General features: G+C 51.5%; 12 protein-coding genes and 1 pseudogene. 6 read left to right on the top strand and 7 right to left on the bottom strand.

What is annotated here, in order from left to right:
- Positions 1–105 precede the first annotated feature (105 nt).
- Together B157_RS0116965 and B157_RS0116960 are read right to left on the bottom strand one after the other, a co-directional pair.
- Positions 106–1,875 carry an L-lactate permease gene (locus B157_RS0116965; RefSeq protein WP_020604503.1) on the bottom strand — a complete coding sequence of 590 codons (1,770 nt, stop codon included), beginning with the start codon at positions 1,873–1,875 and terminating at the stop codon, positions 106–108.
- A gap of 36 nt (positions 1,876–1,911) precedes the next feature.
- Positions 1,912–4,092, bottom strand: coding sequence for an alpha-amylase family protein (locus B157_RS0116960; protein WP_020604502.1), 2,181 nt, complete (start codon positions 4,090–4,092; stop codon positions 1,912–1,914).
- Between the two features lie 545 nt (positions 4,093–4,637).
- On the opposite strand from B157_RS0116960, the gene rho reads away from it, so the two are divergent.
- Together rho and B157_RS0116950 are read left to right on the top strand one after the other, a co-directional pair.
- The gene (rho, locus tag B157_RS0116955) at positions 4,638–6,800 is read left to right on the top strand and encodes a transcription termination factor Rho (protein ID WP_020604501.1); all 2,163 of its coding nucleotides are present in this window, start codon (positions 4,638–4,640) and stop codon (positions 6,798–6,800) included.
- Positions 6,801–6,926: 126 nt separating this feature from the next.
- A complete protein-coding gene (locus tag B157_RS0116950) occupies positions 6,927–7,793 on the top strand; it encodes a sterol desaturase family protein (protein ID WP_020604500.1) in 867 nt (288 codons plus the stop codon).
- Between the two features lie 35 nt (positions 7,794–7,828).
- Here B157_RS0116950 and B157_RS0116945 read toward each other — a convergent pair whose 3' ends face one another.
- Positions 7,829–9,151: a TolC family protein gene (locus B157_RS0116945; RefSeq protein ID WP_020604499.1), complete on the bottom strand. Its 1,323-nt coding sequence runs from the start codon at positions 9,149–9,151 to the stop codon at positions 7,829–7,831.
- 188 nt (positions 9,152–9,339) lie between these two features.
- Between B157_RS0116945 and B157_RS40530 the strand changes: the two genes are divergently transcribed.
- Positions 9,340–9,525: a helix-turn-helix domain-containing protein gene (locus B157_RS40530; RefSeq protein WP_084761827.1), complete on the top strand. Its 186-nt coding sequence runs from the start codon at positions 9,340–9,342 to the stop codon at positions 9,523–9,525.
- A gap of 104 nt (positions 9,526–9,629) precedes the next feature.
- Positions 9,630–10,349 (top strand): hypothetical protein, encoded by a 720-nt coding sequence (locus tag B157_RS0116940; RefSeq protein WP_041952154.1) that lies wholly within the window; start codon positions 9,630–9,632, stop codon positions 10,347–10,349.
- On the opposite strand, the gene B157_RS0116935 is transcribed toward B157_RS0116940, so the two are convergent.
- Positions 10,336–10,641: a GNAT family N-acetyltransferase gene (locus B157_RS0116935; protein WP_020604497.1), complete on the bottom strand. Its 306-nt coding sequence runs from the start codon at positions 10,639–10,641 to the stop codon at positions 10,336–10,338. The genes B157_RS0116940 and B157_RS0116935 overlap by 14 nt on opposite strands.
- Before the next feature lie 98 nt (positions 10,642–10,739).
- On the opposite strand from B157_RS0116935, the gene B157_RS0116930 reads away from it, so the two are divergent.
- A complete protein-coding gene (locus tag B157_RS0116930) occupies positions 10,740–11,699 on the top strand; it encodes a helix-turn-helix transcriptional regulator (protein WP_020604496.1) in 960 nt (319 codons plus the stop codon).
- 187 nt (positions 11,700–11,886) lie between these two features.
- Here B157_RS0116930 and B157_RS0116925 read toward each other — a convergent pair whose 3' ends face one another.
- The 3 genes from B157_RS0116925 to B157_RS40280 form a co-directional block, all read right to left on the bottom strand.
- Positions 11,887–12,297, bottom strand: coding sequence for a hypothetical protein (locus B157_RS0116925; protein WP_020604495.1), 411 nt, complete (start codon positions 12,295–12,297; stop codon positions 11,887–11,889).
- A gap of 119 nt (positions 12,298–12,416) precedes the next feature.
- Positions 12,417–13,625, bottom strand: coding sequence for an acyl-CoA dehydrogenase family protein (locus B157_RS0116920; RefSeq protein ID WP_020604494.1), 1,209 nt, complete (start codon positions 13,623–13,625; stop codon positions 12,417–12,419).
- Positions 13,626–13,699: 74 nt separating this feature from the next.
- Entirely contained in the window at positions 13,700–13,972 is a 273-nt protein-coding gene (locus tag B157_RS40280; protein ID WP_342664703.1) for a spore photoproduct lyase family protein, read from the bottom strand.
- Between the two features lie 63 nt (positions 13,973–14,035).
- Between B157_RS40280 and B157_RS38305 the strand changes: the two are divergent.
- Positions 14,036–14,287, top strand: a pseudogene (locus B157_RS38305) (hypothetical protein); the annotation flags it as partial.

Raw genomic sequence — 14,287 nt, 5'->3', positions numbered from 1 at the left:
AAGTTGCCCGGATTTAGAGTTAGCCCTCTAAAACGACACTCTTCATACGTATTTTTCTAACTTTTTATCGGTGAATCTTCCCTATCCAACTCATTGAAAACACAATCAGCTGGGCACTTTCTGACTTGACTCCCTTTTTCGATCTGTCAGCCGTATAATAGCGGCAATAGCAACCAGCAGGGAAGCCAGTCCAATCAGATAGACGTATCCGGTCGTCATGTCAGGTACGGCAGCCGTGCTTTTGGTACTTAACAGCTCGTACACGGGAATGATCCACTGGATGACATAAGCCTGCGCCAGCGTAAGAAAACAAATAAATCCCAGCATAATAAAACTATGCTTTACCGTGAAGCGAAACAACTGCGACTCCTGACCCACCAGATTACCAGCCGCAGCCGCTACCGCAATGGACTGGGGAGAGATCATTTTCCCGACTACCCCTCCCGATACGTTAGCCGCTACGGTTACCACCGGATCGACCCCAATAGATTGAGCCGTAGCGTATTGAACCTTACTGAACAGCGCGTTTGCCGATGTATCGGAGCCGGTAATGAACACGCCCAGCCAACCTAGTATGGGTGCAAAAAAAGGAAACAAAAGACCTGTATTAGCCAGCACGGCAGCCAGCGTAAGCGTAATGCCCGAATCGTTCATTACGTAGGCAAACCCCAGCACGGCCGCAATGGTCAGAATGGGAAATTTAAGCTGATTGAGTGTCGAGCCGAAAACGTTTATTCCTTCGCGATAGCCCAGGCCAACCAACGGAATAGACAGCAGAGTCGCCAGCAGGATGGCCGTTCCGGCAGCCGACAGATAATTCAGCTTGAATAGTTTTGGGATTGGATTCCCATCGAGGCCCAGAATAACGTTGTGCAAACCCGGAAATTCCACCTGCACCATACCCCATTCATTCAGTACGTCTTTGATTGGCTGTAGCCCCCAGGCAATGACAATAATGGTCAGCACGATAAAAGGCGACCAGGCCCGAATGGTTTGCCCGGTCGTATAACTCATTTCCGTATGCAGCACTGGCATTGGTTCGTTATCGAATCGCCAGATGGTTTTCGGTTTCCAGAATCGAAGAAAAACCATCAGGCAGATAATCGATCCCAGGCCCGCGATAACATCGGGCAGTGCCGGGCCTAAAAAATTGGCCGAAAGATACTGGAGCAACGCAAAAGAAACGCCCGAAACCAACACGGCCGGGCCTACTTCCCGCGCTTTCCTGACCCCGGCAATGATGCTAACCAGGTAAAAAGGCAGCATAACAGACAGGATAGGCAGGGTACGACCCACCATCTGTGAAATGGGCAGTTCCGGAATACCGGATACCTGCGAGGCTACCGTAATAGGGATACCGATAGAACCAAAAGCAACGGGCGCCGTATTGGCAATCAGGCAGATACCGGACGCATAAAGCGGATTGAAACCCAGTCCAACCAGCATGGCCGCCGTAATGGCAACGGGTGCCCCGAAACCGGCTGTGCCTTCCAGAAACGCACCAAACGAAAAGGCAATCAGCAATGCCTGCAACCGCCGGTCGGACGTGATAGAGGCCATGAAGTGTTTTATAATGTCGAACTGGCCACTCCGAACGGTAATGTTAAATAAAAATACGGCCATGATTACCAGCCAGCAGATAGGAAACAATCCGTATAAAGCGCCGTGAGCTACCGATAAGAAGGCCAGTTTCACGGGCATACCATACACGCTGATCGCAATGGCTATCGCCATGGCGGTAGCAATCATACTGGCCTGGTAGCCTTTCATCCTGCGGATGATCAACGCCCAGAAAATAAACAGAATCGGTAAGGATGCGACCAGTACCGATACGCCAATACGGCCGAAAGGGTCAATAACTTGTTTCCAGACCATAGAGTATTCAGGTTAGTAATGGTGATCTTATATGTATTATGCCAGGTCAAGCGCTACGATCTCGTGGTCGAGTACGCTGGGTACGGATACGATCACGGTATTGCCTTTTTTCTCAAAGACAGACTTCTGCCCGCTCATCAGAAGCGTAACCCCCGTTACAATAGTACCCGCCGGAACGTTGACCCTGACCGTTGCCGATACAGGAATGAGTTCACGGAATGGTCCTTTCATCATCATAGGATTGGTCAGATTGACCAGATGCACCGTCATGGATGCCGACTGTCGCCACACGGTTACATCAATCAGTCCGGGTCCGCTTACCGTAACGATAGGGGCTTCGTCGAGTGCCCAGTGAACTACATTGCGAAGCAACTGACCATGATCTACACTGAGTATTTGCCAGAATGACCGATCCAAATCACCGGGCAGGTAGGCCACCCGTCCATTGCCCGCCTGCCGTACATAAAGCTCCCGCGTATCGGTTTCCGCCACGCGTGGATACACATCTTCCATCGGCAAATCGGGGTAGGTTGGAATGAGCGTGATGGGACTGGAGAAATCAGCAACGGGTTTTACATCTACCTTGTAAATGGCATTGATGATGCGGGGTGTTTGTTCCAGTCCGTCCAGAATTTGGTTCGTCTGGCTGTTTTGGGCATCGGGATGAAGTTGCAGATAGCTGTTCCGCAGGGGGCCTTCCACGTTCTTATTGTAGGATACGCCGAACAAACCAGCCAGTCCAAAATCAGGACGCGGCTTGCCTTCTTCGTCATATAGTGACGTTTCAAACGTAGCCACTACGCTCCCTCCCCTATTGACAAACGCCTGTACTTGCTGGCACTGCGTATCAGACAGGGCAGCAACATTCGGCAGTATCAATAGCTTGAACCGGCTTAGATCTTCGGGCGTAAGCAGCTGATCATTGACCATATCAAACGGAATCCGGCTTTCTACCAGGACATGATACATACCATCCAGATGATCACCGCTTTTTTGCTGCCAGGGTTTACCGCCGTAATTACGGTCGGTTTGCTCGGAGTAAACAACGCCTACGCGGGCTAGTGAAGCGGTATTGCGGAGATACCGTTCGTTTTTATGATACCCTTCATATACCGTGGCAACAGCGTCCATCCACCGTTTGTCGTAAATATTGCCCCCAAACTTAACGAAACAGGGGCGCATGCCATTGGCCGTCCCTTCGGCCACCCAAATCCTGATTTCGGCATCACTCTGGACAGAATCTTTCCAGCGATATTCCTCTTCAATACCAACGCTGAAAATACCGATCAGCGGTTTCAAGCCCAGGGTGGAACGGAGTTCTTTGGCACCTTTTCCATTAATCCAGGGTGGCATCAGTCCCCGGCGGGCCTGCTGGTCGGCAAAAAACAGGTCGGCTTCCCGACCGGTCATAACTTTATCGGGGAAGCCGTTGGGAATAAAGCGCGATGTAGCTTTAACCTGCCGAATGCCCGAATCCCACAAGTCCCATAGTTCCCGCAGCCGCTTAACGCGCCATTCGGCCCATTTGCGGTAAGTGGTGTCCAGTTTATCGGCTTTTTTCGGTAAAGAAAGACCTGAATAAGCCTTAAAATTTGTCTGACAGTGCTCGCAGTAACAAATATCATGACCCGCCCAGCGGTTGGAAAAAATTCCTTCGGGCTGGTAGCGCTCCATTATTTCGCGGTTTACCCGGGGCATAAACTCGAAATTATAAGGCCCCAGCGCACAGGTTACCCACAGGTCCGGGTTAGCCCAGTGCCGACGTTTCTGCCCATCGGCCGTTACCGCAATCCAGTCGGGGTGTGCGTCGTACACCTCCTGCCGGGTTGCATGGGGATCAGTACGGAGCATAATTTTCATCCCCTGTTTCCGGCACCCTGCCACCAGATACCCCAGTGTGTCGGCATCGCCCATGAAGGAACTCCGGTGGTGGAGCGGAATGCTGGTTGGATAAAAGGCCACTACGCCCCCTGCGCTAAGGAGCGCCCCATCGGCATGGATACGTTTGAAGTAATTCAGCCAGAAATCCGGGTCATAATGGCCGGGATCCCGTTCTACAAAGGCGAGTTGCGCCCACCGCATGGGTCCATCGAGCCAGAACGCTTCGCCCGGCGTTGTATATGATGAGGTAATGGCACTGGTCAACGCGTACGCATCCGAAAGCGTATATAACCCTCCCAGGATACCAGTAGCTTTGACAAAATCTCTTCTTTCCATACGTAAACCGAAAAAGCGTATTCATCCCCGGTCCTACCTTTACGGGTTAACGTAAGCGGGTTATTTAGCCTGTGCGTCCACCCCTTACTACCAGGGCAAAGCCGTATTGTGAACGCCTGAAGCGATTTTTATAAAGCAAATGGAAACATTTTTTAAAGAATAACGTTCTCTTGACATAATCCCAGCAAAGCAGTACATTTGTTCACATAAATCCGGTAGGCAGGATTTTCACAAAGTGTTCATCCGCAACGGCAGCAGATCATCCGTTTCCCAAACGTTTTAGTAACCACCTCATCTGGCCCCACCAGACGGTTGCGTTTGGAGAAGGCAAATCACCCCAATTGACAATTGTTCGATTTATCTTATTGCGTAATTAGTTGAATCTGTCGAGGTTAACCCGTATCGTAATCAGCCATCCCGCGTCTGGCCAACGCAGGTCGTTCATTGGCCCATCAAACCAACGGTTTCTTAGTCATCCATAATCTCCAATTTCCATCTTTACTGCCCAAGCGGCCCTTTCAAGGTTTATTGCTAACCTGATCTTTATGTTCAAGAAAGAAGAATTAGATAGTAAGCTTCTCTCGGAGCTTCAACCCATTGCCGAGCAATTCGGCATTCGTACCATTTCCAAATTCACCAAAGAAAAACTGGTTTACGAAATCATAAAACAGCAGTCCGAACGGCCTGTGGGCGAAGAAACAGTTTCTGATGATGCCCCCAAGCGGGCTAAACGCGCCCCAAAAGCGGCTGTCGTATCGTCGGCTGCCAGTAAGGAAAACCAACAGCTAGACGCTGCCCCTGCTCGTTTGGCAAAGGCTCCGGCTGCCCCCGCCCGACCACGAAACCGGCGGGAAACGGCCGAACCGGCGGCTAGCCCCAACGCCGAAACAACCGAACTACCAGCACAGCCACCGGTAATGGCCGAGACGACGCCGATAGCCATCGAGACTACACCCACCGAAACAGCTGATGTACCCGCAGGTGATGCTATACAACCATCCCGTCCGTCCGGCGACAACCGCGAGGGGGCACAACGCACCGGGCAGCCCAATCCGACCGACCGTAATCAGCGCACCAGTACCCAGGGAACCGAACCAATCGAGCGGACCAACCGGACCAATACACCCCGTACAGACAGAGATCGTACCCAACGGCCCGACCTAAATCAGCAGCGTAATCAGCGTACCGAAGTACCGCGCGATGGGCGCGCCCGTTTCGATTCCAACCGGGAAGGCGGAAGCCGCGACCGAAATGATCGGGACACGAATACACAGCGACGTGATCAACGCCCACGCACGCCACGCGCCGTTTCGGACGAGTCGGCCCTGAACTACGGTGGACAAACCGACGAGGCATTTCTGACACCAACGGTTATAACAGAAGACACGGCAGCCAATCGGGAACCGGGCACGGAACCCGTCTCTACAGCCACGGAAGCCGTTGTTGAACCAACAGAAACACCCCAGGAAGGACAGGCTGACCAGGAATCTGAATCAGGACAGTCGAACCAGCCGCAAGCGCAGGCTAGCCGGGAAGCGCAGGAGTACCAAAATCGTATCCGCCGGCAGTACAACCAGCATATTCGGGAATTCGATGGTATTATCGACAATGAAGGTGTTCTGGAGATTATGCAGGATGGCGGCTACGGGTTCCTCCGCTCAGCCGATTACAACTATCTGGCCAGCCCCGACGATATTTACGTATCTCCATCGCAGATTAAACTATTCGGCCTGAAAACCGGCGATACGGTACGCGGAGCCATTCGCCCACCGAAAGAAGGAGAAAAGTATTTTGCCCTGCTCCGGGTTTCGACCGTAAACGGAAAGACAACCGAGGAAATCCGCGACAGGATTCCTTTCGAATACCTGACGCCCCTTTTTCCCGAAGAGCAACTTCACCTGAGCAACCGGCCCGAAAATTATTCGTCGCGGGTGCTGGATTTGTTTGCGCCCATTGGTAAGGGCCAGCGGGGTATGATTGTGGCTCAGCCAAAAACGGGTAAAACTGTATTGCTAAAGGAAATAGCCAACGCCATCACCCGGAATCACCCGGAGGTGTACCTGATCGTGCTGCTGATTGACGAACGTCCGGAAGAAGTAACCGATATGGCCCGCAGCGTGAATGCGGAAGTTATTTCCTCTACCTTCGATGAGCAGGCCGACCGGCACGTAAAAGTGTCGAGCATGGTGCTGGAAAAAGCCAAACGGATGGTCGAATGCGGTCATGATGTCGTTATTCTGCTGGATTCCATTACTCGTCTGGCACGCGCTTACAACACGGTCGTTCCATCGTCGGGTAAAATCCTGTCGGGTGGTGTGGATGCCAATGCCCTGCACCGGCCAAAACGTTTCTTCGGAGCGGCCCGGAACATCGAAAACGGGGGTTCACTGACGATCATCGCTACGGCATTGATCGATACCGGTTCTAAAATGGACGAGGTTATCTTTGAAGAATTTAAAGGTACCGGTAACATGGAACTTCAACTCGACCGTAAGCTGGCCAACAAACGGGTCTATCCAGCGGTCGACTTACTGGCTTCGAGTACCCGCCGGGAAGATTTGTTGCTTGACAAAGAAACACTGCAACGCGTCTGGATCCTGCGGAAACACATGGCCGATATGAACCCCATGGAATCAATGGATTTCCTGCTCGACCGTATGAAAGGAACCCGCAACAACGAAGAGTTCCTGATTTCAATGAACCGATAAAAAATCCCTCTATAAAACAACGGGGTGCCATTCAGTTGAATGGCACCCCGTTTTGTTTACGACACAAAATAGTCGCCTTGATTATCAATAATGGAGTCGTTAAATTGCCTGAAAGTCAGAAAAAACATGAAGGATCTGATTCAGTATGCTATTCCGGGCTTTATTATCCTGCTGGTTGCCGAGGTAATCGTAACGGCCCGGCAGCAGAAGGACTATTATGATGCTAAAGACACAGCCGGTAGCCTGGCAATGGGAATTGGGAATGTGATCGTTGGCTTTGTGGGGAAGGCGATCGTATTCGGTGCGTATACGCTCGTGTATCAGTTTCGGTTTTTTACGGTCGATATGACGCAGTGGTGGGCGTGGATTATTCTATTCTTCGTAGACGATTTCAGCTACTACTGGTTTCACCGAATCAGCCACAGCAGCCGCTACTTCTGGGCCTCGCACGTAGTCCATCATTCGTCCATGAAATATAACCTCGGCACGGCCCTGCGGCAGACCTGGACGGGCAACCTGTCGGGGGCGTTCATCTTCTGGATCTGGCTACCCCTGGTTGGCTTTTCGCCAGTGGCCATCATGACCATGCAGGCCATTAGTTTACTATACCAGTTCTGGATTCATACCGAACACATCAACCGGTTTCCGGCGCCCATTGAGTTTATTTTCAACACCCCCTCCCACCACCGGGTGCATCACGGGTCAGATTTGGCTTATCTGGATAAAAACCACGCGGGCGTACTCATCATCTGGGACCGTATGTTCGGTACGTTTGAGCCCGAAAGACACCGACCAACGTACGGCCTGACCACCAATATAAACTCCCACAATCCCGTTCGCATTGCGTTTCATGAGTGGGTGGCCATTGGGCAGGACATGCGCCGGGCAGGTTCGTGGCGGGTGGCTTTGGGTTATCTGTTCGGCCCTCCGGGCTGGAGTCATGATGGCTCCCGAAAAACGACAAAACAACTTAGAAACACCAATAGCAAATAGGTCTGAGGTCCTGTTACAAGGCACTTAGACCTGCCTCAAAAGAATCGTGTGTTGGTTGTGTAATTAAGCAATTGCTGGGTATTGAAGAGGTTATTGAGCAGGTTAATACGGTTTAGCTGAGCCTGTTGGTAGGTCCGGATTTTGTCCAGATAATCCAGCAGGCTAATCGCACGGGCATTATAGGCTTTGGTGGCTTCAATGGAAATAGTCTGAATCCGGTCGAGATAGCCATCGGGCCGCCCGTTCAACTGTTCGTAATAGGTGTTTAGTTTATCATACGTATTCAACACCTCACTTTGCACAACCGTCTGCTGGTTTTCCAGCCCCCCCGTTACACTCTTCAGCGTCGTTTCTGCCGAGCGGATAGCACCCTGGTTCCGATTGCGCACCGGCAAATCCATCGACAATTGCAAACCAGTAAAGTTGTTGTAGGCATTCCCGTATTTCTCGAACAAAATCCCCGTTGTCAGGTCGGGGGTAGCTCTGGCTTTTTCCAGAGTCAGACTGCGTTGCGCGTTGTTAATCTGCTCCTGCGACAGGCTGATATCGGGCCGGTTGGTCAGGGCAGAATCCAGTGCCGTAGCCAGTGGGGGCGCTGTATTTGCCAGCGCAGGCAATTCAGTTGGCAGGATAAACTGGTTGGCCGGTTGCCGCAACAGTACCCGCAACGTGGCCTGTTCATCCGCAATTTGCGTTCGATAGTTCGCAATATTAGCCTGTAAGTCGCGCAGCGCCACTTCGAGCCGGGTTACTTCGTAAGGAGCTACCCCGCCCGCCCTCAAAGCAACCCGGTACGATTCGAGGAGTTGCCGTTGCCGGCCCAGTTCGTCAGTAAACAGTCGTAGCACCTGCATGTCGTAATACAAATTGGCATACGTGGTATAAAGCTGATAGTGCAGCGTCCGCATAATATCGCGGAAGGCGAGCCGGGTAAGTGACCGGTTACTTTCTGCCAGCGCAACCAGTTTACTCCGTTTGCCAGCCAGCAAAATCACCTGTTGCAGTTGTACCGCGTAATAGCCACTATTGTAAACGCCCGCATCCAAATCGGCCTGAGACGGTCGCCCATATTGCAACAACTTGTGGGTTTGTGGGTTATAGAGGTTTCCCTGAAACCAAAGATTTGGATTGGGCCGCAAACCCGCCTGCGTAATGGCAGCATCGGCAATGTCGATTTGATACCGCTGGGCCAGCAACTGAAAGTTACGGTCCAGAAACTGCTGTTCCAGCTGCGGTAAACTTTGGCGAACGGTATCGACAACGGCCGTTGCAGGTATTACCTGAGCGGATGAGGGCGAGCCTATCAGCAGCCTAATCAATACAACGCTACAAAAAGGAATAAAACGAAAATAAGACATAAGGTGTATTCACGAAAAACGGAAACTCAGCCGATTCGGATGCAAGTAGCGGACGTGCGGTTAATCCACTATTAAAGAGTTATTAATTATTCCTTAAAAGACAAAGTAAATACCGAAGGATGCAGGGTAGGGTTGGTAATCTCGAACAGAATATTGCCGAAAAAGTTACCTGCTGAGCCAGTAAACGCATCAACCTGACAGCCTGTGGGTTCCAATTACTCTCTTTTCTACCCGACAGTGTGGGGCGAACCGTGACGAAAACACAGATTCTTAAAAAAGTATGGGATAGCCATACGGCCTGCAATACCAGCAAAGAGGCAGTGTGCGTCAACTTTTACGGAAGAAAACAGACTGGGGTTTTGACCATAAACTGATTCATACGGCTAGGGGTGCAGGCTATTTCCTTAAAGCCGATGCAGGAACGCAATGGGTATGCATCCGTAAACCAACAGCTGCTTTTTCGGGTTTTCAGGGCATTATGCTCTCGGCTTACCTACTCTTTTTTTCGCTCCTGATGGCCCGGCCCGACTCGGTTGCCCCTTCGGATACTAACCGGTCAGTACTCTTCGGGCTAAAGCCAGCCTTCAACCTCGACTTTCGGGATTCATTTCTTGAGCGTCAGCATGTTAACGTCTGGGGCGTTAATGCGGGCATTGAGTACGGCCCAAAGCGACACCAACTGACGCTGGGCTATTACTGGATTAACTATGCCACCTACCTCCGGCTGATTGACTGGCGACGTGATGCTGCCCAACGCATCAATCTGGGGTATTACACCCGAACGGATATGTGGTATGTGAGTCTGCTTTACTGGTGGAACATGACGAACAACAAGCGGTGGATGGTTAGCCTACCGGTGGAGGTTGGCGGAGGAGTGGCATACGCATTACCCCTCAATCTGAGCCAGAATACGCCCATCGACCGAAGCCGTCGGGATTTCTTCGTGCCCGTTCAGGCGGGTGCCTACGGCCAGTGGAAAGCGACCCGCTGGGTCGGTCTGAGTGCTCAGCTAGGCTACCGCGTATCAGTCTTCCAAACGGCTATCGACCAGAATTTCAATGGCAGTTATTACAGCATTGGCGTAACGATTTATCCGGCTCTGGTAACGGATATCTGGCGGTGGGTCAGGAAAAAAGATCGCATTTCTCCCTTGCGCCCTCCCCAGCCACACGAGGCAAAATCGCTTAAAACCCCGTAGTGGTATAAGCCGTAGATACGACCCGATTCCAATCGGGATGGCGTTTGAGGTAGGCCGAAATAAATGGGCAGACCGCCACTATTTTCAGGTTGTTCTGCTCCACATACTGCAAAACACCTTCAACCAGATGAGAGCCAACACCCTGCCCTTCCAGACTTTCGTCTACTTCAGTATGTACCAGCGCGAGCGTTTCGTCGTCAACATTCTGATAATCAACAACAGATAATTTACCATCCGTATCCAGTTCGAAGCGGTGCCGGTGGGCGTTGTTTTTAACGGGCGTTGTGTTCATGTACTTTAAGGCATTTGTTACTCCCTTTACACCAAAAAAGGCCTACTTGTTCAAATGAACTGCGTTAATTTGCGCTGGACTTCTTCCCCGTTTCACCCATGAACCGTCTCGACCGCCTGACCGCCATTCTGATTCATCTGCAAACCAGGCGGGTTGTTCGTGCGCAGGAACTGGCCAGCCGATTCGGCATTAGTCTGCGAACCGTGTACCGCGATGTCCGTTCGCTGGAGGAAGCGGGCGTTCCTATCGGTGCTGAAGCGGGCGTTGGCTACTTTCTCACCGATTACCATCTACCGCCCGTTATGTTCACCAATGCCGAAGCCAGCGCCTTGATGATGGGGGGTAAACTGATTGAGAAGTGGACAGATGAGTCCGTGCAAACCGAATTTGAGTCCGCCCTATTCAAGATAAAATCAGTACTGAAACGCCCCGACCAGGAGCATCTGGACGATTTGGATGCGCACATCAACGTGGCCAAACCACCCTATCGAAAGCCTCACGCTACGGGTTTGCTCAATTCGCTGCAACATGCCATTGCCCGCCGTCATGTACTGGCGATTCATTATCATTCGCACTATAACGATACCGAAACCCAGCGCGAGGTAGAACCCGTGGGACTTTATCATACCCACATGGCCTGGCATCTGATTGGCTACTGCCGTACCCGTCAGGACTACCGCGATTTCCGGGTTGACCGCATTCGCCAGCTCACCGATACCAAACAATCGTTTTCGCGCCGAGACCGGCTCTCTTTGCAGGAATACCTCGACCGGGTTGGTAGAAACGATATGCCCGTTACCGACGTCGTGCTTGTTTTTCAGAAATCGGTGGTGCGTCACTTACAGGAGCAGAAGTACAGTTTTGGCTTTCAGGATGAAGAGGATTTGGGCGACCGGATTCGGATGCGGTTCCAGACTCCCTGGGTAGAGGGCATAGCCCGCTGGTTGCTCATGTTCGGCAAAGAGGTTACGATTGAGGAACCTGAATCCCTGCAAAGTCGAATGCAAACACTGGTAGAAGCACTGCGGGACCATTACGCCGAAAAAGTAAGCAGTTGACTTCTGCCTGACCTCAATAGCCGGATGAACGAGGCTGTCCGTTACGCGGGGCGATCTTACCTCCGCTACCAATGGCAAAGACTGGAACCCGGTTCGACTAATCAGGTTGAAGCCCGTTTTTGGTATGCGCCGGACCAGCAAAAAGTAACGCGTCAACTTCCTGTAATTGCAAATACAGTTAACGGAGTCACTTCAGCTTATTTCCTTTGTACTCGTAGAACCGGACATCAGGACCACTGGTCATAACCAACTCACCGCCATCCGTTAGAGCAGTTTGTCCCTGGTTAAAAACCAGAATGGTGGCTAATCCAGCGTACTGGCGGCCAATAGCGTCCATCGATTTAAGATTGGGCAATGGCACCTTTTTCCGACTGGTAATCAACAACTCAGTATCTCCCTGTTTACTTACTTCTACGGTATCCTGATAGGACGAAAAAACCTCTTTCGTCTGGAAGTTTCCAACCTTTACGTTACAAGCATACAAGCCAACACGTGCGTCGCGTGGGTCAACGATAGGCGTAACGTCTGATTTTGGCTGACAACTCAGGATGCTTAGCGCAGCGATTCCAGTGAACCATATGGTTGAGTTTGTTTTCATGGGTAAAGGAGGTTACGTGAACTAAAGAATTTTTGCGTTCCTTCATACGGTGGTTACACAAACAGACATGGCATGAACGCAATCCTGAAGTTATTTTTTATCACTAACGCCGTATTTGTTCACTTAAACGCCGGAATACCGGTAATGTCGGCACCCAGAATCAGCAGTTGAATGTCGTGCGTTCCCTCGTAGGTACTCACCGATTCGAGGTTCATCAGATGGCGCATAATCGGGTATTCGCCGGAGATACCCATAGCGCCCAGAATCTGGCGGGCATCGCGGGCCACGTTCAGGGCTATTTCTACGTTGTTTCGTTTGGCGAGTGAAATTTGCGCGTTGGTGGCCCGGCCCTCATTCATCAGGGTTCCCAGCCGCCAGCAGAGCAGTTGGGCCTTGGTAATCTCGGTCAGCATTTCGGCCAGTTTTTTCTGTACCAACTGAAAACTGGCAATGGGTTTATTGAACTGAATGCGTTCGAGCGAATACCGGCGGGCCACTTCGTAGCATTCCATTGCCGCGCCTACAGCTCCCCAGCTAATGCCGTAACGAGCCTGCTCCAGGCACTTCAAGGCACTTTTCAGCCCGAACGCGTTGGGTAGCATATTTGCTTTGGGCACCTGTACATCCTGAAAAACCATTTCGCCGGTGGTACTGGCCCGCAGCGACCATTTGTTTTTTATCTCGGCGGTGGTGAAGCCCTCCATCCCCCGTTCCAGAATCAACCCCCTTATTTTGCCCTGATCGCTTCTGGCCCAGACGATACCGATATCGGCAATGTTAGCGTTGGTAATCCAGATTTTCGACCCGTTCAGCAGGTAGTAATCGCTCCGTTCGATGAAGTTAGTTTCCATACTGCCGGGGTCCGACCCGTGGTTAGGCTCGGTCAGGCCAAAACACCCAATGAGGTCTCCCGTGGCTAGTCGGGGCAGGAATTTCTGTTTCTGTTCGTCGGAGCCAAACGCATGGATAGGGTGCATCACCAGTGAGTTCTGCACCGATACACACGACCGCATACCCGAATCGCCCCGCTCAATTTCCTGGGTCATCAGGCCGTAGGAAATCTGGTCGAGTCCGCCACCGCCGTATTCCGTGGGGATGGTAGCGCCGAAGGCACCGATCTTACCGAACTTTTTGACCAGTTGCTTCGGGAACTCAGCACGCTGGGCGTACTCTTCCACAATGGGAGTAATCTCCCGTTTTACAAAATCGCGTACCGCCGAACGAACCAGTTTGTGTTCGGCCGTGAGCAAATCGTCGATACAATAGAAATCCGGCGACTCGAACGAATCTACCTTATTTCGGGGCGGGGTCATGGTTGGGGCTTGCATAGGAAGTTAACTGAAAAGGGTAGGGCTTGTTATCAGGCGATTGTTTTTTACTGGTTTACCGGCATCATAAAAGGCTAAGTCCAGTACAGAATGGGAGCATCAGGAAACCGGTGCTGCCATTCTGTATAGAAGAAGGAACGTAGGGCCTTCATCTCATCGGGCCGGTAAACATATTTCGTGCCCCCAAACTTATTTCGCTTCGCGGCCCGGCTCTGTTCGTCCATGTCGAGACTCGTGTTTGGATACCACGTTTCCAGAACGGATTTGCTACCGGGCGTGAACCGGTGACTGATAAACTCGACGGTCAGGTCGCAGGGAAAATCGAGCGCAGCCGCTATTCGGTTCAGCAGGTCGGTGTACTAGAGATTAAGTCAATTTGATTGTTTATCTACACACGCGACCTTTGCCTGATGAAATCGACCCAATGGCGAACCAACCCCACTCGTTTTTTGGCTATGACAGGCTATACCATCGAGCAGTTTGATGCACTCTTGCCCTTCTTTGAAGAGGCCCATGATGACTATCTTCAACGATTTTACCTTGATGGCAAGCCCAGAGAGGGCTACAGACGCTTTGTCTTGTACCAAAACAGTCCCCTGCCTACCCACGCCGAACGACTCATTTTTGTGCTGACTTCCCTTAAACTCAATTCCATTCAAGAG

It is taken from the genome of Spirosoma spitsbergense DSM 19989 (genome assembly GCF_000374085.1).
In the GTDB taxonomy this organism is placed as follows: Bacteria; Bacteroidota; Bacteroidia; order Cytophagales; family Spirosomataceae; genus Spirosoma; species Spirosoma spitsbergense.
This window is presented reverse-complemented; position numbering and strand designations above follow the sequence as displayed.